Here is a 19,682-nt window from a genome sequence, read left to right on the forward strand (position 1 = left end):
TCGAGCCATCGGCGAGTCTCAGCGGTGGTTCGGAGGCGGTGTCATTTCAGCCAACGGACCCAGCTGGGGTCGGTTGTGAGGCAGGATCGTTGTCCACCTGCGCGCCGAGGTATTCGATGCTGCGTGGGTGACCCGTTATCCACTCGGTGAAATCGTGTCCGAAACCAGGCTTCCAGTCCGTCGGGCAGGAAGGGCGCAACACCTCGGTCCGGTGCGGGCCGACCCAACTGGTGGCCTGTTGTCCCATGCCGGTTGTGCAGTTCATCTGCCAGGTCACACGGTAGGTGTCATCGGTGTTGTTACTGCATGTGTAGTCGTCGCTGCAGTTCAGTCCAGGGGCTACTTCCCTGGCGGCGGCCTGGGGGGAGAGTATCGCGGCGGTGGCGGTGATCAGGGCGGTGATGCCCGTACCCGCTGCGAATCGGGCCCGCAGTTCATTACTGTGCGTCATGATCGCCAACGGTAGGCACGTCAGCACACCCACACAGTAGCGCTGCCTCCCCAACCCAGGGTGGTGCTTGCGACACTGTCGAGACGTCCCCACCACCGAAATTCGCACCTACACATTCCCGTTCGACATCTGGGTCACCAGCTACCCCGGTACCCGCCCCGGTCCCCGCCATGGTTTGAGTCCGACGCGACTTCGAACCAGGTGGGCCGACCTCCTAGGATCCGGCTCCGGCACCACCGACCATCGCCAGGCACTATCCGGTGTTTCTCGCGCCGGCACTACCGGAATTCCGGCAGCGCCGGCGCGAAACGCGCAGGTGAGGATGGAACGTTGTCGGCAAGATACCGCCCGCACGGATCGTCGGACACCCACCACTCCAACAATGACTGGCGTATGCCCGACGACCCGATGCCGAACGATCAATCAGGCTTCGGATAGCCGAACCCCGCTTCGATAGTCAGCATCCCTCACGAAAACCGCTGGTCGGTACCGTTCCCATCCTTATAATTCACCGCCCACGGCACGATCGTTGCCGAGACCATGCCCGATTTCGGCGTGGATGCGGATCGACACTGGAGCGGGCGATCGACGGCTGACTACACGCCGTTCAGCCGGAAAAGCCGCTCAGCGTTGCGATGTGTGATCCCCTCCCGTTCCTCGGGCGTGATGTCGAGTTCGTCGAGGAACTCACGCACGCCGCCGAGGTGGAGGAACGGGAAGTCGGTGGACCAGATCACCCGGTCGAGTCCCACCTCGGCACGGATGAAGTCGAACTGGGGGCGATGGAACATCCCGCTGGGCGTGACCCAGACGTTGGAGCGGTAGACCTCGGCGATCGTGCGTGACAGCCCGGTGTCGCCCGGCGAAAGGACGTCGTCCAGGCGGCTGAGGTAGAAGGGGACCATCTCGCCCCAGTGGCCACTGATGACCTGCAGGTCGGGAAGTCGTTCGAACACTCCGGCGAGGATGAGCCGCAGCACGTGAATGCCGGCCTCGTGGTGCCAGCCCCATCCGCCTAGGGAGAACTCCGCGGTCACCTTGTCGTTGAAACCCGCGTAATAAGACCGCTGCACCTGTTGAACAGGATGGAAAGGGTGCACGTAGAGAGGCACCCGCAGTGCGGCGATCCGGTCCAGGACCGGCTGGTAGGCGGGTTCGTCGAGGAACCCGGCACCAGGACGTCCCAGGATGAGGACGCCGCGCAGACCGAGGTCGGTCATGGCGCGGTCGAGTTCGTCGACGGCGGCGGCGGGCAGTTGCCACGGCAACGCTGCCAGCCCCTGAAGGCGATCGGGGCTAGCGAGGACCGCCTTCGAGAGCCGGTCGTTGACCGACTGGCACAGGGCGATCGCCCTGTCGTCGGGAACCAGCTGGACTGGGCTGGTCCAGGAAACAATCTGCACGTCGATGCCGTGCTCGTCCATCCGCCGGATGCGGTCCTGCCCGAGGTCGGTGCCGAGGCGGATCGCTTCGTGGATGTCGACGGCGGGTCGTCGGCCGGCACCGGGGCGCACCGGCGAGGAGCTGGAACTCTGGGCACGCATGTACGGCGCCTCACGGGCGAGGACCGGGCCTGCCGCTTCGGCGATCGACTGGTCGACCGCATGTTCTTCGATGCAGATCAGCGTCATGAGGAGCTCCCAGTGAAGTCGGGTGCGAAGACGGTCAACCGGCCAACGCCGGTTTGATGGTCTCTTCGGCGAACTCGCGGAAGGTGGTGGGTGTGGTGTTCCCAGCGGTACGCGCCGTGCCGTTGTTGATGCCGCGCTCGCCGGCAAGGTCCATGTCCACCATGGACTGGGCCATCGCCTCGGAGACGCCGCGATCGACGAGGAAGCGGCGAATGGCAGCGCGGTCCCCGAGCTCGTACCGGATGGGCACACCGAGAACCTCGGTCAGGATCTGCGCGATGTCGAGGTAGGAGAGGTCTTCTCCGCCGAGGACCTCGACCGACTCCTGCCCGGTCCAGGCGTGATCGAGCAGGAGTTCGGCAGCGAGTGCGGCGATGTCCTTCGTCGCGATCCAGGGCATCGTGAAATCGGCTGGGAGAGTGCCGGAGACGACCCCGTTCCGGATCGTGGCCACCTGCCGGAGGACGTTGTCCATGAAGGCGGGCAGAGCGAGCGAGCGCACGTGCGCGCCGGTGCTGCGGAAGAGGTCCTCCATCGCGTGCGACGCGGAGATGTGGCCCGCATAGATCTGCGATCCTCGCCCGAGCGCGGAAACGATCACGACGCGCGGCACACCGTGGCGCACGACGGCGTCGGCGCCGGGGATCGAGGCGGTCACGTACGCCTCGTAGGGACTGCTCGCGTTCGCAGCTGCCGGCATGAGCCAGAACAACGCGTCGGCGCCGTCGAGGGCACGGTCGAGGACATCGCCATCGCAGTGCGACCCGACGACGATCTCGGCTTGCTGCCGCACTTCGGCGGGCAGCTTGTCCGGATCCCGGACAACGAGGCGCACCGGTTCACTTCGCTGGAGCAGCGTGGCGACCAGCTTGCTGCCTATCTGCCCGGTGGGGGCGGTGACAACGATCATGGATGATTGCTCCTATCCTCGGAAAATCAAAGTAAACTAAACTGTACCGTATACTTTAGGTGGCACACAATGGCCCGACGCGGTGAAGCGCTGCGAGAGCACATCCTCGACACGGCGAAACTCGCGTTCCTGGAGGACGGCTTCGAGCGAACCTCGATGGACGCGATCGCGGCGCGGGCGGAAACGTCGAAGCGTTCTCTGTATGCGCACTTCCCGACCAAGGACGCGCTGTTCCTCGCGGTCGTCGAGCGCGTCCGCGCCCTGTTCGGTCAGCGGATGCGCACGCCCGGGCAATACGCCGACGAACCGGCGGAAGCGGTCGTGCGGTACTGCGGGCGCTTCGTCCAGCTGTTGCGGTGGTCCTCGGTCGCCAGGATGCTCCGTCTCGGCATCGCCGAGGCCGACCGGCTGCCGGATCTGGCGGCCGGCCTCTACGACGTCCTCTTCGGGACCACGGCCCGCGATCTCGCGACGCACCTGGAAACCACCTCGGGACTCGCGACCGGCGAGGCCGAGGTGGCGGCGACCGAGCTGATCGGCCTCGTCGTCCACCCGATGCTTCCGCGCCTGCTGTTCGGAATCGACCCCATCGTCGACGAGGTACCAGAGGAGGAGCGCCTGATGGCAGATGTCGATCTCGACCGGATCCGGCGCCTGTGCCGCATTGTGCTGCAGCCGTCGGCTGCGGCGAACCAGCTCACCTCCGGGAACTGACAACTCCCGGCAGCGCCAGTCATTGCCACATCGCACCTCCAACGGAGCGTCAAACCGGATATACACCCACAATGACCAGGCATTTCCCAGTTGCCCATGTTTTGCGTGTCCTGCCGAGGGCACCGAAAACATGGGCAACTTTTCGGTTGTTGCCCGGCCTGTCGTGTTTTGTCGCGTGCTGGTTCGGCTTGGCGCACATGGTGGTTCGCTCGTTCGCGGAGTCCAGCTCGGTATTTTTGGTGCGGTGTTTGTGTTCGAGTTCGGCGAACCGGTGGCGTAGCCGCTCGACCCAGGCGTCGGCGACCTCGCCACCGTTGGAGGTGGAGCAGGATTCGCGTTCGCCTAGAAGGTTGTTCTGGCGGCGGGTGACCTCGGCGATCGTCTTCGATCGCGGCGATCCGCTGCTCGATGTCGTGGCGGTCGCTGGAGCGTGGCCGCGCAGTTGGTGGCGTAGCAGAACGGTGCGGTCGGGACCGAACACTCGCTCGTTGAAGAAGGTTTGTACGCATTCCGGCAGCGCGTATTCGCGTACGTACACCGCTCGGGGGTGGTCGACGTACGCCTCTGGGTTGTCGACGCGATCCAGTTGCGGCTGGCAGGTGTAGTAGCCGTAGTTCTTGCGGGTTTTGCCGAACATCCGCTTGTTGCATTGCCGATGGTGCACCTAGTAGCGAACCACGTAGGTACCCGTGGTAACCCGAGTGCATGGCAGGGCCGCGCTCGCGGGGCTGGTTTGTGGAGGTGTGACATGAAAGTATTTGTGCCGCAAGGGCTATCAGATCATCGATGGCGGTGTTCGTGCCGCGCATCTGTCCAGGGAATAGGAAACGGTTGTTGTTGATCGGCGGATCTGTCGTGGGCGTCATCATCGTGCTGGTGTTGCTTGGTATCGCTGCTGTGGCTTTGGATCCACGTGACCGTGCAGAGCGGCGCAACCGGGTCGATTCCGGTGTGCACGAACATGTTCGGCCGCAGTCTGCGTGGCCGAGAACCGAACATCTACACCGTCGATGACCCCTTGCCTGTCTGGCTTCGGTTGTGCCGCTGCCAGATTCGGCCGTCTGCAACGATGCCCGCGCGTGCCTGGTACTCGGTGCTCGCAGCACGGTTCCAATCCGTCGATCACACAGAGAGACTCCCATGCCCATCGAACCAGACGAACGCCTCGACATACGCGGGCAAGCCAATGCTGTGGTACGCGCCCTGATCACCAGCGTTGTCAGTGTGTTCGCACTGATAGTCCTCGTCGTGCTCATCTCAAAGGCGCTCGGCCTGGGTGACGAAGAGTCGGAATCGACTGCGACGAGTACAGCGAGCAGCTCAGCCCCTACCGCGACGCCAACCACACCGGCCGCTGCGCCCGCGTCCCTGTCCGATCCGCGATGCGCGCCAGCGTCGGAAAACGTTGTCGCGCAGGTGCAAGCGGGCCTCATCATGGATGGCTACCGGCTCACCAACGCCACGGTGATCATCGACGGTCGTCTCACGTTCTTCGGTGCAACGACCCTCGACGCATCCGGACAGATGGAAGAGCGTTCGGACGTGTGGATCCTGCGCGACCACGTCGTCTTCGCCTCCACCGGTGGCGCACGCAGCAACTCGCAATTCCCGAAAGCCTCGTCGTCACCGCTGAGTATCTCGCCGGGAGACGAGCGGGTGCGAGCCGTAGATGCCTGTGTAGTGGACGCGACGCGCAGAAGCTGATGCACCTGTGGGCGCGACGGATCGGGAGAGATGCCTGGATGCGGAATCCGGCCGCGCCCTCGTCGTCGCCCAGCTCGCCGTCCAGTTCGGCAGCGACGTCGGAGAGGGTTCGACAGATCGGCTAGAGATCGTCGGGCAGCAGGCGGAACGCAGTATGACCAGTGAGCGGGGTAACCGCGCGGAAATCACGTCGGTCGAGTGTCAGCACCTCCACAGTTTCGTATCGCTCGGCTAATGACACATTGGTGGCGTCGGTGAGATCCAGGCGCATGGCCATGTATCTGTTCTGCACCTTGCGCGCGACCCGCAACAGGTCCGCCGAGATCGTGGGCACTTCGATGCGTCCGGTGTGCTCTTGTGCCAACAACCAATCATTGACCGCATAAGCGGCTTGACGATTGAGATTTCGGGTGGTGATGTGTTCGACTTCGAGCAAGACGAGTGGAGAAACGATGGTGAGCGCCGCCTGCTGGAGCGCTGCGCGCGCGTCGACGTGCTCGGGATCTGCGGAGTTGAAAGCGGCAACCAGACCCGAGGCGTCGCCGATCACGATCACCCAGCATCGGCTTCGGTGTTGGTGACCGCTTCTCGCACAGCGCTATCGATCTCATCCGCCGTCACCGCATGCCCGTAGTCGAGAACGGGGATATCCCATGCCTCATCCCATCGGCGAGTGCGTATCGCGGCGAGATGAAAGGCTTCACGAAAATACTCGGACTCCGGCCGCCCTTCGCGGGCCGCGGCAATCTTCACCAACTCGAGGTCGGCCTCGTCGACCATGACCGTTGTCTTCTTCAAGCCCATAAGGTTATGGTACCCGCACCATAACATCCTGGCCGGCCCATACGCACGGCCGTTCACAATCCCCCACATCGGCCGGGCGGCAAGGCCCATGTTCTGTTGTGTGCGGGTGATGGCGGTGCGTCGCGTGGCGGTCAGCCCCATCGGGGCTGGCAGTGACCACGGCCATTTGCTGCTGATGCTGATATCGAATCTAGATTCAGGACCACATAACGGCGAGCCCGGTCGTTCGGCGCCCCCTGCGGGTTGGCACCGCTTCGATATTCTCCCGGTATCAACGGTGATTGTCGTTCAGCAAGCGGCGCGCGACGGCTCGGCCCGACGTTCCGCCGACACCGGGCCCCGGCCAGGTAGCCGCACCGATCAGGTACAGGTCGGGCACGACGGTGGCGTAGCCCCCGCGGTGCGCCGGGATCGGGCGCTGGGTGAATGCCTGAGACAGCGCGTTGTGTCCGGAAGCGTGATCACCCGGGCCGGCGTTGGGGCTGATGCGGGACAAGTCCGTCGGCGTCAGGATGTGCCGCCCTATCACCATCTGTTCGAGACCGGAAATGTGTTGTGCCGCTTCGGTGATCACCCGATCAGCGAACTGTTCGGCCACCGAAGCCGTCCACCCGCCGTCGACCCTGATGACACCGGCCGCATCACCGGCAGGATGGAGCGGTGCATCGAGAACCTGCAGTCGGACGACAGCCCGTCCCGCGGGCGCGCGCTCGGGATCGACCGCGGTGGCCTCGTGCCAGGATATCGACGGATTTGCGGGCAATAATCCGTCTTCGGCCTGTCGAACGGACGTGACAAGTTCGGTCAGGCCGCGGCCCACGTTGATTCCGCCGCCGCCGTCGAGCCGGGAGTCTGCGAAGTGGGGACGCGCCGAAAGGGCCACGTTGAGTTGAAAGCAGCCGCGGCGATACCGATATCGGCTTGCTTGCACCCGCGCTGATTCGGGGATCCCAGGCGCGTCACCCAAGAGCCGCCCATACAGCTGTTCGGGCGTGGTGGTGGCGACCACCGCCTCGGTAGCGGTCAGGTGCTCACCATGCACAGTCCGCACACCCGTAGCGCGGCCGCATTCGGTCACGATGGCGTCCACCTCAACGCCGGTCCGGATCACACCACCGTGTGCGGTGACCAGCCCGGCAAGCGCCTCGGCGAGCCGGCCGCTGCCACCAATCGGGGTGGGGTTGCCTGCGCCGAGGGTAGCCATCAGCAGCACCGACCACAGCGCACCGCCGGCGTCCCACGGGCTGAGCCCGATGTGCAGTAACCATGGCAACCACGCCATGATCAATTCCTCGCTGGAGAATCGCGCACCGAGCAGGTCGAGTCCCGAACTCGTCAGCAGCGTCGAAAACGGCAGATGCGAGGCGGAATGACGGTTCAGCTCGTCCAGCAGTCCTACCGCCTCCGGTGAATTCAGATCCATGCCCAACAGCGGCACGAGCGACCCGAGCTGTGGTGATACATCGGCCATGAGCTGCGTCCATGCGTCTCGTTCGCCCAGCCGGTCCAGCTCGGCGGCCAACGCATCCGAATTCGTTTCGATCACGGCCGAGCGGCCATCGGGAAAGGATGCCCCGGTGCTCACATTGCCCTGCACATAGGTCAGACCGTAGTCGGCAAGTTCGGTGCCGAGTTCTGCAAACACCGGTCCACCAACGAAGATCGGGTGCAGCGCCGAGAACGTGTCGTGGACGAAGCCGGGCAGGGTCAGCTCCTCGGTTCGGACCCAACCACCGGGATCCGGGCCCAGGTCGAGCAGACACACGCTGCGGCCTTCCTTGACCAGATAGCTCGCAGCGATCAGCGCATTGTGCCCAGCGCCGACGAAGATGACGTCAAAACTGTTTGTAGCGGACATACCATCCGACGATAAAAAGCAGCAAGATCGGCTGCCGCCCAACGTCCATTCAGTGAACTATTCTCGCTATCCGGGTGCTGAGCGGTTTTCCGGCGCCCGGATCAGTCCGGCGATCCTGGCTGCGGCAGTTCGGGTGGCCGCGATCAGCGCGGGCGTCGGGCGTGCGCCGGCGACGACCGTGGAAACTGCGGCCACGTCGCCGGTTCCGAGGGGCACTGCAACGGCAACACAACTCAGGTCCGCTTGCACACCACCCACGTCAACGATCGGCGCTGTCCGACCGAATTCACGGTGCGCCCGCGCCTGCGCGGTGCCCGAAGGCACGTGAGCGCCGGGTTCCGCGACGAACCCGAGTGGCACGCGCGCCTCGACCGCATCCAGGAACACCACTTCATCGCCGACCGTCGCGGACAGGCTCACAGCGGCGCCGGTGATGGCGGCGAGTTCGGCGATCGGTCGCCGGGCCGCAACACGCAGTCGACGCTCCGGCGCGACGCGCGCGCCCAAACCCAGGAGGCTGGCGCCGAGGCGATAACGGCTGCCGTCGCGCCGAACCGCTCCCACCTCGATCAGCTGGTGCAGCATCCGATACACGGTTGGCCGGGCGAATCCGCTTACCTCGGCCAAGTCGACAAGCCGCACAGGTTCCAGCACAGATATGTAATCCAATAGCGCGAACGCGGTCTCGATCACCCCGCGACCGTCACGTTGGGCATGGCCAACGTGCGCCTCGACAGGATTTTCGCTCACAACACCACCCAACTCAGGGTCTCCCGCGGCGAATGTAATGTGACGTCCAACACGCCAGCTCACCGCAATATTCCGGGCATGGAAGCGCTGCTCACCACGGTCTCAGGTGAACTGCCCGATCGCCATGAGCACATGGAACGCGTCGTGATCTTGTAATGGCCGGCCAGGTGCCGACCATCCCGTAGGCGGCACGCCCGACGAAGGCCGCCGAGGCATCGCTTCTGGGCCCTGGTTCGTCGGTCGCTGTCTACCGGCCGGCGCAGGGGTTCCATCGGCGGCGGATCGACAGCGATGTGGCGCGAGCGCAGAACGTAGTGCAGTCGGTGATCTCGAAGGTGTCGCTGTCCAGTATTGAGGCAGGCATTGGTCGAAGTTCCCTTCCAAGAAGGTCTCGCACTGACGGCCTGGGTTCAGCTCATCCCGGGCATCGGGTCCGGATCTGGTGTGATCAGGGCTTGCAAGGCTGCGGCGGAAGGGGTGTCGGGTTCGGCGGAATACAGGCAGATGGCCCAGATACCGGGGTCTGCTGGGAGCGGAATGAATTCGAAGTCGAGGTACAGGGCGCCTACCCGGTCATGGTCGAAACGCCAGCGACCGTAGGCGATATCGGTGACGTTCCGGGTGGCCCACATGTCGTGGAATTCGGAGCTGCCGACCGTCATTCGCTGCAGCAACCGATTCAAGTCGGGGTCATCAGGGCGGTGGCCAGCGACCAGGCGCAGGTGGGCGACGAGTCCGGTGGCAATCGAATCCCAGTCGTGAGCGACGAGGCGACGGATGTGGCTGTCGTGGAAGACAAGATCGATCCAGGTGCGTTCATCCTCGGGCACGGACGCGAAATCGATGCCGAACAAGGCTTCGGCTGCTCGGTTCCAGGCGAGCATGTTGGTGCGATGTCCGACCACGTAGGCGGGTGTGCCGGTCAAGGAGTCCAGCAGCTGCCGCAGCGCCGGACGCACGACCGGCCGATCGCGGCTCGGCGCGACGACCTTCGGCGGCCGGGCGAGGCTGTAGAGGTACAGGCGTTCGTCGACGGCCAGACGTAAGGCGGAGGCGATGGCGTCGATGACCGCGTCGGAGGCGGTGTCCACGCGGCCTTGCTCGAATCGCACGTAATAGTCGACGCTGACGCCCGCCAACTGAGCGAGCTCTTCACGGCGCAATCCGGGCACCCGGCGACGGCCGCCGGAATCGACCAGTCCGACGTCGGCCGGTCGCAATCGTGCGCGACGAGACCGCAGGAACGCACTCAGCTCGGACTTCGTAGACATCCCTGCGAGTCTAGGGTGGGTTTGCCAGACCTAGGGCTGGCTCGTCCTCCGGTCGGACCGTGCCCTTGGCGCGGTTCTCGCCGGCCGCGATGCTGATCTGACCCAGCGGGGAATTCGGTCCTTCGCCGGTACCCCGATTCCCGACGGATAGACGGAGTTCTGCCTTGCTCGATCGGCCCGCGCTCGTACCCGTGGACCCCACCGTGCTCCACCCCATGCCCGAGCAGCCGCGGGTGGTGCTGTTGAAGCCGCTGGTCACCTCGCCACTGATCGAGGTCGGGGAATTCACCTACTACGACGACCCGGACGACGCCACTGCCTTCGAAACCCGCAATGTGCTGTACCACTACGGCCCCGAGAAGCTGATCATCGGGAAATTCTGTGCACTGGCCACCGGCACGCGGTTCATCATGAACAGTGCCAACCACCGCATGGACGGCCCCTCCACCTTTCCCTTCCCGATCATGGGCGGGTCATGGTCGCAACATGTCGATCTGGTCACCGCCCTGCCGAACCGCGGTGACACGGTGGTGGGCAGCGATGTCTGGATCGGCAACGGCGTGACGGTGATGCCCGGTGCGCGGATCGGCCACGGCGCGATCATCGGCACCGGTTCCGTGGTCACGGGGAATGTGCCCGATTACGGCATCGTCGGCGGCAATCCGGCCCGGCTCATCCGCACCCGCTACGACGCCGAGGACATCGACCGCCTGCTGGCGCTGGCCTGGTGGGATTGGCCGCTCGAGCACATCACCGAGCACATCCGAACGATCATGTCCGGCAGCATCGCCGATCTCGAAGCCGCTGCCCCGAACTGAGTGAGTCCCAATGTCTTCTCGCGCTCATATCGCGATGGTCGGCATTCCGATTATCAGCCACGTCCTGCCGAGCCTCGAGATCATTCGCGAGCTGGTGGCCCGTGGTCATCGCGTGAGCTACGCCAACGATCCGATGGTCGCGGACCAGATCATTGCCACCGGAGCGGAATTCGTGTCGTGTACCGCCGCGCTGCCGGTCGCCGACAACAATTGGCCCGACGATCCCATCGACGTGCAGAATCTCTTCCTGGACAATGCTATTCGGGCACTCCCCGAGCTGCACGCCGCCTACGACGGCGACAACGCAGACCTCTACCTGTACGACATTGGTGCCTACGCCGCACGCGCTCTCGCCGAAATACAGCACCGCCCTCTCCTGCAACTGTCTCCGACCTTCGTGGCGTGGAAGGGATTCGACCAGGACGTCGCTGCGCCCCTGCGCCTGCTGCCGGGCGCCGACGCCCACCGTGCCAGGTTCGCGCAATGGCTCGCCGATTGCGGCGCGTCGACCACCGACGTCGACGTCTTCGTCGGGCCACCCGACCGCGCCCTGGCGCTGATTCCCCGTGCCATGCAGCCACACGCCGACCTGGTCGACACGGATACGGTGACATTCGTCGGCCCGTGCTTCGATACCAGCACAGAGCCGCAGGCCTGGGCCCGCCCGGCCGACGTAGCGAATGTCCTGCTGATCTCACTGGGCTCGGCGTACACACGCCAACCGGAGTTCTACCGCCAATGCCTAGCGGCGTTCGGCGACCTGCCCGGCTGGCACATCGTCCTTCAGATCGGAAAGCACACCGACCCAAGAGAACTCGGTGCCATCCCTGCCAATGTCGAAGTGCACTCCTGGGTTCCGCAGCGGGCGATCCTGGCACAAGCCGACGCGTTCGTCACCCATGCCGGCATGGGCGGCTGCAGCGAAGGGCTGCTGGCGGGCGTCCCGATGATCGCAGTGCCCCAGGCCGCCGAACAGTTCATGAACGCCGACCGGCTGGTCGAACTGGGCGTGGCCCGCCGCATCGACACCTCCGACGCAACCGCCGACAACCTGCGGGCTGCCCTGCTCGGCATCGTCGGTGATGCCGAACTCGCCCGCCGCTCCGCACGATTGCGGGCGGACGCCCGAGCCGAGGGCGGCACCCGGCGAGCCGCCGACCTCATCGAGAACAAGCTGAAGGGAGCGGTGTGATGGACACCGACGTGGTCATCGTGGGCGCGGGACCGACCGGCCTGATGCTGGCCGCCGAACTACGGTCGGCCGGTGTGCGGTCGCTGGTGCTGGAGCGTCGGCCACAGCCCCTGGATACCCCGAAGGCCGGCGGTCTCGGCGGGCAGATCCTGGAGTTGCTGCGCTACCGGGGCCTGCTGAAACGGTTCGAAGCGGCCTGCACCGAGCCGATGCCGGCGCCACGGTTCCCGTTCGGCGGGGTACACGTGGACCTCACCCATTTGAACGAGACTCCGATGCACGCCCTGCCACTGCCGCAACAACGGCTCGAGCAACTGCTCGGCGAACACGCCGGTGAGCTCGGTGCCGACATTCGGCGCGGGCATCGGGTGCTGGACGTGACCCAGGACGCCGACACCGCCACCGCCCAGATCAGCGGCCCCGACGGCACATACCGGGCGACTGCCCACTACCTGGTGGGCTGCGACGGCGCCCACAGCCGAGTGCGCGAGTTGGCCGGAATCCCATTCCCCGGCACCGTGTATCCGGAGGTAAATCGGCTGGCCCAGATCACCGTCTCCGATTCGGTGACCCGGCTGGACAACGGCGACCTCGAGGTTCCCGGATTCGGCGCGATCCGTGCGGGTTTCACCCGAACCGAGCGCGGCCTTTTCGGGATGGGGGCATCGCCCACCTCGGACGTGCTGTCGGTCTACACCACCGAGGAAGAGACCACCGAATACGACGATGACATACCGCTGAGCGTGGCCGAAATGCAAGCCAGCATCCGCCGCGTACTCGGCGCGAACTTCCCTGTGGCGCAGACGTATCGACTGTCACGCTTCACCTTCAAGGCCCGCCATGCCGAACGCTACCGCGACGGCCGGATCCTGCTCGCCGGTGATGCCGCCCACCTGTTCCCCGCCACGGGCGTGGCACTCAACGCCGGCCTGCTCGATGCGGTGAATCTGGCCTGGAAGCTGGCCGCTTACGTCCAGGGCTGGGCACCGGACGGCCTGCTCGACACCTATCACGACGAGCGCCGTCTCGCCGCGACACGCACCATGCTGCATACTCAGGCGCAGGTCGCGCTGCGGCGCGGGCACGACCCCGCCGCCGAAGCACTGCGGCAGGTCTTCCAGGAACTGCTCACCGACGAACAACCTTTGCAGCGCATGGCAGCTCTCATCGCCGGAACCGATATCCGCTACCCGCCGCCCAACCCCAACTGCCACCCCCTGACCGGCACCTTCCTGCCGAACCTCGCCCTGCACACCGACGACGGCACCACCAGCGTCGCCGAACTCCTGCACGACGGACGGCCCGTCCTGCTCGACCTCGCCGACCGCACGGACCTCCGCGATATCGCGCGAGACTGGCAGCACCGCATCGACATTCACACCGCCAAAACCGACAACCACCCTGCCGACGCCCTCCTGATCCGCCCCGATGGCCACATCGCCTGGGCCGCAACCATCGACGAGCCCGCCGGCACCAGCCTGCGGGCCGCGCTGTCGACATGGTTCGGAACGGTCGACGAGACGACCAGTACAAGGCCCGTGCCGTCGAGGCCCACTTCCGAGCAATCGATTCAACGAAACGGTCTATGACGAGCCCGAGCCGGGGACGAAGCTGACCCAAGTGTCGAGCGAATCTCCGGCACTCGGGCTTTCACACCTACAGTTCGAGGCCCTGCTGTCCACACGGCCTGCGATTCCGACAACCCGCCGCCTCCGACACCTGGCCGAGGTTCGGCGCTGTCGAGGGCGGTGCGGGGCACCAGGGCGAGGTAGACCGCGCGGAAGGGAGCCGTTGTTGCCACCGCGTCCGTCGAAGAGTCTGTGCCAGAGCGGATTCAGCGAGCGCCGTTATCAGGATGCCGATTCGATCAGCAGATGCTCCAAGCGGACCGTATCGTCGAAGTCCTTACGGTGCTGGTCACCGTCACCACCGCGGGTGGAACTGTCGACGGTGTCGCGTTCACCTACGCGGCGGTTCCGACCCTGACCGCGGTAAGTCCGACGTCGGGCACAACGGCCGGCGGAACCGCCGTCACCCTCACCGGGACGGCCCTGACGGGCGCGACCGCGGTGAGTTTCGGTGGCACACCGGCGATCTCGTTCTCCGTCGACTCAGCCACGCAGATCACGGCGGTATCCCCGGCCGAGACGGCGGGGACGGTGCTGATCACCGTAACGACCGCAGGCGGAACCAGTAACGGAATCTCCTACTCCTACTCCTGACAATGAGGAGTGGCTGGGCCGCCGGTGGGCAACACCTCCCGGCGGCCCAGTTGCGTCGCGGGACGCGGCCTCGACGCGTAATAAGCTGAGGCCGTTGCTGTTTCGGGCCACACGATTGCGGGACCGCACCGCTATCGGACGGGGGCAGTTCCGTCCGTTGACGCGGACCGGTGAGAACGAGCTGTTCGGCGACGGCACTGTTGAGCGGATTCCACTCGATGACAACGGTTGCGCGCGTTCGAGTTTCCCAATTCTCGGGAGCGGCCAACTCCTCGCTGCTACTGGAGCAGGCGAGCGCCGACCCCGAGTCCCGTTGTGCACACTCGAGATTGACTTTCTGGGTCGACTACTTGACGAGCTGCACACTACAGCGCAAGATGGTGATCGGGGACGGGGAGCAATCGCCAGGCGGCACGGGGGATGGTTCGCAAAATAGCCCGAAATAACCGTGTTGGGTGGCAGCTGTACGTCCGGAACGACGACCAAATATTTGTTCGGACTCGGTACGGGGGTTGATCAGTAGAGTTGACAAAGCCGGCACGACATTTCCTGTGTCAACAAGCACATCGGCCAGAAGTCTATCTATCTCCGATATTTGCCGATTCGGCATCTAGTCGACGAACACGTCCAGCCCAGACGATATTTGCTTCGACAACATAGATTTGTCGATTTCATTTGATTCTTCTGAACCGGTGCAGACCCGGCTCAGGATGAGAGCGCCTCCCAGGCGGAGTGCGAGTAAAGAAAGGAAAAGGAAATATGGAAGAGAACCCGGAAAAGAAGGCGTACGAGAAGCCGGTCGTTGCCAAGTGCGGGGACTTTCGAACACTTACCGGAGGGGTTTTCACGACGGAATCCGACTTGCTGGTCGGACGTCGCGGAATGATTTGATTCGGCAGCATAGGCGAGCTCGAATCGCAGGAGGTTAACAGATGACTGGCGATGCTCGGACAGGATTCGTCATACTCCCCGATAATGAGGGGGGAGCGAGCATCGCCAGGCGTCTTCTCCCGTGGGGACAAGTGTTGGCCGAGCACGCTTCGGAACGGCCGATGATTGTTGGAAATTGCCGAGACCGGCCCATCCTGTACAAGGTTGGGCGCGCGGCGCGAGTAGCGATACTCGGACACGCTCTGATCGACGAAGACGCGGTTCTCGAGTATGCGATGTCGATTGATTCGGCAGCCCGATGGCGAGTCGTTCTCGACGCGATCGATGGATGCTTTCACTCTGTCGTCAATGTGAATGGCGACATCTATGTGAATGGTTCCATATACGGGTCTCGCAGCCTGTACCGATCCCGAGTGGACGGTATCGACATTGCTGCCGACACGGTGCACGCCCTGCAGCACCTTGTCGGCGGAGGGCTCAATGTCGGCGCCCTCGCCGCGCATCTGCTCGAGCCGATACCCCATCACCTCGCACAACGTCCGTTGCTCGATGGAATCGAGCCGGTGTCCCCAGGCTCCGGGTTGATCATCACGCCGAGGGGGACGTCCCGGTCGGTCCGGGACAGGACGGAAACGACATTGGTTCGGGACCTCGATGAAGGGGCGCATGAGGTCCGGAGCCGGCTTGTGGGTGCGGTATCGGCTCGCACAGCTGCGGGTGGCACGGTTACTTCCGAGCTTTCCGGCGGCTACGACTCGACATCGATAAGCTTCATAGCCGCGAGGGGACCGGCAAAGATCAAGCTACTGACCGCGCGCGGACGCGATTCTGCCAATGAGGACCTCGGGTGGGCTTTGCGCGCCGCAGAGCACCTGCCAGAAGTGCAACACACGATTCTCCCGGATTCCGAGTTACCTTTTACATATGCCGGGCTGGAGGATGGGCCGACCTGGTTGAACGAGCCGTCACCGCTGATCGTCGGCAGAAGTCGGGTCGGTGCGCTCGCAAGATTGGCGTCGACTTTCGGTCCCAGTGTGCATCTGACCGGCCACGGGGGTGACCACATCTTCAGTGGTTTACCCACCCGCTATCGGGATCTGCTGTGGCATCGTCCGTTCACCGCGTGGCGGGGGTTGCGGGGCTTTGGGGCCCTTGGCGGATGGCGATTGCGAGACCTGTTGTACGACGCTGTTGAGCCGACCGGTTTCCATTCGTGGTGGAAGAAGAACTCCAGGCCGATCGTGGGTGTGCCAGAAAAGCGTAAACCGATGTTGGGCTGGGCAATTATTCCATCCGTGCCGGTGTGGGCGACAGAAACCGCTAAAAAGGCAATCAGCGAAGGCATCTTCTGGATGGCATCCGCTACCGAACCGCTGGCTCCCGAGCGTGGATGTCATGTTGAACTGGAGACTGTAATTGAGGGCGCCAGAACGGTGGCGGTCTTGAATCGGATGTCATTGGCTGCGGGTGGACCACCTTTGGCCGCACCCTACTTCGACGACAGAGTGATCTCCGCTTCCTTGTCGGTGGCCGTTCAGCACCGGGTCAGCGCATGGACATATAAGCCCCTGCTCAGGGCATCGGTACGCGGGATCGTTCCTGATGTGGTTTTGCAACGGCAGACGAAGGACGACGGCTCTCATGATGTCGAGATCGGATTGCGAAAGCATCGCGACGAACTCGTGGCGCTATGGGAAGAGTCGCGGCTCGGCGACATCGGCCTCATCGATTCGAAGAAACTGAAGCAGTTGTGCGCGAATCCCAGTTCGTTCGAATTGGAGCAAGGAACGATGTATACAACGATCGCATGCGAGCTCTGGCTACGAGACCTGGAGCGCAATTTCGTCGAACCGCGAAATCAATAGCGCAGGAATAACATGAGGGAACGGCAGGAACATGGATACCGTGACACTGAGACCCGGCTTGTCTTTCGTACGAACCGAGTACGGGGGTGTGATTCTAGATATGCAGCGAGGCGACTATTGGCGGCTGAATCCGGTAGCGGCGGAAGTGTTTTCATCGCTTGTCATGGATAGCGGCGCCGACCCCATTGCGGCAGTCCTCGATCAGTTCGATGTCGACGCGGCTACCGTACGGCGTGACATAAAAGAACTCTTGGACCACCTTCGGGATGTCGGATTGGTGCTCGCGTGAGTTATCATATGGCCCTCGGGACCGAATTCGAGGCGGACGGACGCAGGGGGGAACGATTTTCCGCGAAGTGGGCTGTTCGAGCCGCGAGGATCGTTGTCATGTTGCCGCCGCGGCGAATCGAGTGGTCCTTGAAGCAATTGAACCGAGGAAGTCATCCGGCTTCGTTCGAAGATGCCGAAAGATGGAGACGGCAGGTAGTGGAAGTCAGCCCCGATGCCGCCGGACGATACGGGTGTCTGATGCGGTCTGTGGCAACCACCCTCTTGAGCCGAAGATACGGCGCGTGGACGACGTGGTGTGTCGGCGTTCGCACAGAACTGCCGTTCGCAGCGCACGCATGGGTCGAAGCAGACGGCAAGCTCGTTGGTGAGGCGGGAGATATGACTACATTCAGCCGACTGATCGTGGTCGGCCGGCATGCGAAAAGTGGGTGAAGATGTCAGCTGACAACGGTAACGCTCGGCAGCACGATTCGTGGCTGCGCAGAGTCGGGGCTCTGCTCAGGTTGATCGCACCACATCGAAATTCCTTGTTGGCAGCAACGGCACTTCTTCTCGTGGGTACCGGATTGTCATTGGTGCAACCACTGCTGGCCGGACAGGTCATTCGGGATGCGGTTTCGGGTGCGGCAATCATATGGTCCCTTACCGCGTTGATAGGCGCATATCTACTGCATGCCGTAACCGACACCAGCGGACTCTACATCCTCGAGCGATCCAGCGAGTCCGTGCTTTTGTCTGTGCGCAATCGCTTGGCCGGACATCTGCTGAGGTTGAGAATTCCCACACTCGAATCGCTCAGGGTTGGGGACTTGATTTCACGCGTGACACTCGATTCGACGGTGGTTCGGAACGCCGTCGGGACCAGCCTCGTTCAAATATTGACCGGGTCGATCACGCTCATTGGAACAGTCGCGGTGATGATATACCTCGATTGGCTGCTGTTCGCTATCGTTATTATTACCGTTGGTGCCGCCGCGGGTGCGATGTTGCTGGTTATGACGAGAATCGAGGTAGCCTCGACTCGATTGCAAGAGAGCGTCGGCGCACTTTCTGCAGACATTGAACGCGCGCTCACCGGCGTGCGTACGGTCAAAGTCAACAATGCCGAGGACCGTGAGCACGAGCGCTTGATCGAGGTGGCCGGTGCAGCGTTCTCCGCCGGCGTGCGCGCCGCCAGATTGAAAGCATTGGGAAATCCGGCAATGCACCTGGCGGTGACCGGTTCGTTCGTTGTTTCCCTGCTGGTCGGTGGCGTTCGGGTGGCGAATCACCAGATGGGGTTGAGCAGCCTGGTGTCGATGATGCTCCTCGCGATGAATTTGCTGATTCCGGTCGGCGATCTCTTCAATGGCTCCGTCGGGCTTCAGAAAGCCCTGGGTGCGCTCAGCCGGATAGAGTCGACACTCGAATTGCCCGCCGAGGACGTCGACGACATCCAGCAGAGCGATATCAAACCAGACGGTAGATCAACGAGCGCAACGATCGAAAAGTCTGCGGAAAATGGGCATCTCGCACTGGAGTTCCGGGACGTGCATTTCTCGTACGATGAGCGAACAATTCTCAACGGTGTGACTTTTTCGGTTCCCACACGCGGACATGTAGCCTTGGTCGGACATTCGGGTGCAGGAAAATCTACGGTGTTCTCATTGGTGAGCAGATTCTACAATCCGGACAACGGTGACATTCTATTGGGAGGTCGGTCTTACGTCGATCAGCCGCGCCGGGAATGGCGCTCGGAGATCAGCTTGCTGGAACAGAATGCGCCCCTGTTGTTCGGCAGTCTTCGAGACAATTTGACATACCGGGAGCCGGGCCTCGCTGATGACGACCTGCAGCGCGCAATACAGCTCGCCGGTCTGGCAGATCTTGTCGCACGACTGCCTCGTGGCCTCGACACTTCAGTGGGTGAGCACGGCGTTCTGCTCTCGGGCGGCGAGCGACAACGGGTGGCGTTGGCACGCGCCTTGATACGACGTCCGGTGCTGATGCTGCTGGATGAGCCCACGGCGATGCTGGACACCGAGACCGAGAAGGCATTGAACGTGACCATCCAGGCAGTGCGAAAAGAGTGCGCGCTGTTGGTCATTGCCCATCGCCTGTCCACGATCCGCGAAGCGGAGATCGTCATGTTCCTCAAGGACGGGAGGATCGTCGACAGCGGCCCACACGACGAATTGGTTGCCCGGAACGAGGACTACCAGCAGCTCGTTGGCGCAACTTGGTGATTCGCCCAACGTGTGGGAGCGCATCGCCGGCGTGACGCAGATCGAGGTGCCGTTCCTGGGAGTGCTCGGTGTCCGGGTCGCGGCC

The 19,682-nt window shown here is 63.6% G+C and carries 20 protein-coding genes; 11 read left to right on the top strand and 9 right to left on the bottom strand.

Going from position 1 to position 19,682, the window contains the following annotated elements:
• Positions 1–46 precede the first annotated feature (46 nt).
• The 3 genes from ABZ293_RS11920 to ABZ293_RS11930 all read right to left on the bottom strand — a co-directional run bounded on the left by ABZ293_RS11920 (position 47) and on the right by ABZ293_RS11930 (position 2,992).
• A complete protein-coding gene (locus ABZ293_RS11920; protein ID WP_355179740.1) occupies positions 47–451 on the bottom strand; it encodes a hypothetical protein in 405 nt (134 codons plus the stop codon).
• A gap of 596 nt (positions 452–1,047) precedes the next feature.
• Positions 1,048–2,082 (bottom strand): amidohydrolase family protein, encoded by a 1,035-nt coding sequence (locus tag ABZ293_RS11925; protein WP_355179742.1) that lies wholly within the window; start codon positions 2,080–2,082, stop codon positions 1,048–1,050.
• Positions 2,083–2,116: 34 nt separating this feature from the next.
• The gene (locus ABZ293_RS11930) at positions 2,117–2,992 is read right to left on the bottom strand and encodes an NAD(P)H-binding protein (protein ID WP_355179744.1); all 876 of its coding nucleotides are present in this window, start codon (positions 2,990–2,992) and stop codon (positions 2,117–2,119) included.
• A gap of 69 nt (positions 2,993–3,061) precedes the next feature.
• Here ABZ293_RS11930 and ABZ293_RS11935 point away from each other — a divergent pair, with 69 nt between their 5' ends.
• On the top strand, positions 3,062–3,706 hold the full coding sequence (locus ABZ293_RS11935) for a TetR/AcrR family transcriptional regulator (protein ID WP_355179746.1): 645 nt from the start codon (positions 3,062–3,064) through the stop codon (positions 3,704–3,706).
• A gap of 49 nt (positions 3,707–3,755) precedes the next feature.
• On the opposite strand, the gene ABZ293_RS11940 is transcribed toward ABZ293_RS11935, so the two are convergent.
• The gene (locus ABZ293_RS11940) at positions 3,756–4,343 is read right to left on the bottom strand and encodes a hypothetical protein (RefSeq protein ID WP_355179748.1); all 588 of its coding nucleotides are present in this window, start codon (positions 4,341–4,343) and stop codon (positions 3,756–3,758) included.
• A gap of 503 nt (positions 4,344–4,846) precedes the next feature.
• On the opposite strand from ABZ293_RS11940, the gene ABZ293_RS11945 reads away from it, so the two are divergent.
• Entirely contained in the window at positions 4,847–5,410 is a 564-nt protein-coding gene (locus ABZ293_RS11945) for a hypothetical protein (protein ID WP_355179750.1), read from the top strand.
• 121 nt (positions 5,411–5,531) lie between these two features.
• Here the strand turns inward: ABZ293_RS11945 and ABZ293_RS11950 are convergent, their stop codons facing one another.
• The 5 genes from ABZ293_RS11950 to ABZ293_RS11970 form a co-directional block, all read right to left on the bottom strand.
• Positions 5,532–5,966, bottom strand: coding sequence for a PIN domain-containing protein (locus ABZ293_RS11950; RefSeq protein ID WP_355179752.1), 435 nt, complete (start codon positions 5,964–5,966; stop codon positions 5,532–5,534).
• Complete coding sequence (locus tag ABZ293_RS11955) at positions 5,963–6,214, bottom strand: CopG family transcriptional regulator (protein ID WP_355179754.1); 252 nt, start codon at positions 6,212–6,214, stop codon at positions 5,963–5,965. Before ABZ293_RS11955 ends, ABZ293_RS11950 begins: the two co-directional genes overlap by 4 nt.
• Before the next feature lie 271 nt (positions 6,215–6,485).
• Entirely contained in the window at positions 6,486–8,072 is a 1,587-nt protein-coding gene (locus ABZ293_RS11960) for an NAD(P)/FAD-dependent oxidoreductase (RefSeq protein ID WP_355179756.1), read from the bottom strand.
• 66 nt (positions 8,073–8,138) lie between these two features.
• On the bottom strand, positions 8,139–8,822 hold the full coding sequence (locus tag ABZ293_RS11965) for a helix-turn-helix domain-containing protein (RefSeq protein WP_355179758.1): 684 nt from the start codon (positions 8,820–8,822) through the stop codon (positions 8,139–8,141).
• 410 nt (positions 8,823–9,232) lie between these two features.
• Positions 9,233–10,093: a helix-turn-helix transcriptional regulator gene (locus ABZ293_RS11970; RefSeq protein ID WP_355179760.1), complete on the bottom strand. Its 861-nt coding sequence runs from the start codon at positions 10,091–10,093 to the stop codon at positions 9,233–9,235.
• Positions 10,094–10,308: 215 nt separating this feature from the next.
• On the opposite strand from ABZ293_RS11970, the gene ABZ293_RS11975 reads away from it, so the two are divergent.
• From ABZ293_RS11975 to ABZ293_RS12015, 9 genes are all read left to right on the top strand, one after another.
• Positions 10,309–10,911: a CatB-related O-acetyltransferase gene (locus ABZ293_RS11975; protein WP_355180011.1), complete on the top strand. Its 603-nt coding sequence runs from the start codon at positions 10,309–10,311 to the stop codon at positions 10,909–10,911.
• A gap of 10 nt (positions 10,912–10,921) precedes the next feature.
• The gene (locus ABZ293_RS11980) at positions 10,922–12,103 is read left to right on the top strand and encodes a macrolide family glycosyltransferase (RefSeq protein WP_355179762.1); all 1,182 of its coding nucleotides are present in this window, start codon (positions 10,922–10,924) and stop codon (positions 12,101–12,103) included.
• Positions 12,103–13,692, top strand: coding sequence for an FAD-dependent monooxygenase (locus ABZ293_RS11985; protein WP_355179764.1), 1,590 nt, complete (start codon positions 12,103–12,105; stop codon positions 13,690–13,692). The genes ABZ293_RS11980 and ABZ293_RS11985 overlap by 1 nt, the downstream gene beginning before the upstream one ends.
• 285 nt (positions 13,693–13,977) lie before the next feature.
• Positions 13,978–14,325 (top strand): IPT/TIG domain-containing protein, encoded by a 348-nt coding sequence (locus ABZ293_RS11990; RefSeq protein WP_355179766.1) that lies wholly within the window; start codon positions 13,978–13,980, stop codon positions 14,323–14,325.
• Between the two features lie 759 nt (positions 14,326–15,084).
• Positions 15,085–15,216: a keywimysin-related RiPP gene (locus ABZ293_RS11995; protein ID WP_355179768.1), complete on the top strand. Its 132-nt coding sequence runs from the start codon at positions 15,085–15,087 to the stop codon at positions 15,214–15,216.
• Positions 15,217–15,350: 134 nt separating this feature from the next.
• Entirely contained in the window at positions 15,351–17,081 is a 1,731-nt protein-coding gene (locus ABZ293_RS12000) for an asparagine synthase-related protein (RefSeq protein ID WP_355179770.1), read from the top strand.
• 100 nt (positions 17,082–17,181) lie between these two features.
• Entirely contained in the window at positions 17,182–17,370 is a 189-nt protein-coding gene (locus ABZ293_RS12005) for a PqqD family peptide modification chaperone (RefSeq protein WP_355179772.1), read from the top strand.
• Positions 17,371–17,378: 8 nt separating this feature from the next.
• Positions 17,379–17,804, top strand: a complete 426-nt coding sequence (locus ABZ293_RS12010; RefSeq protein ID WP_355180013.1) for a lasso peptide biosynthesis B2 protein — start codon at positions 17,379–17,381, stop codon at positions 17,802–17,804.
• Between the two features lie 2 nt (positions 17,805–17,806).
• The gene (locus tag ABZ293_RS12015) at positions 17,807–19,597 is read left to right on the top strand and encodes an ABC transporter ATP-binding protein (RefSeq protein ID WP_355179774.1); all 1,791 of its coding nucleotides are present in this window, start codon (positions 17,807–17,809) and stop codon (positions 19,595–19,597) included.
• Positions 19,598–19,682 lie beyond the last annotated feature (85 nt).

This window comes from Nocardia sp. NPDC005998 (assembly GCF_040614395.1).
GTDB lineage: Bacteria > Actinomycetota > Actinomycetes > Mycobacteriales > Mycobacteriaceae > Nocardia.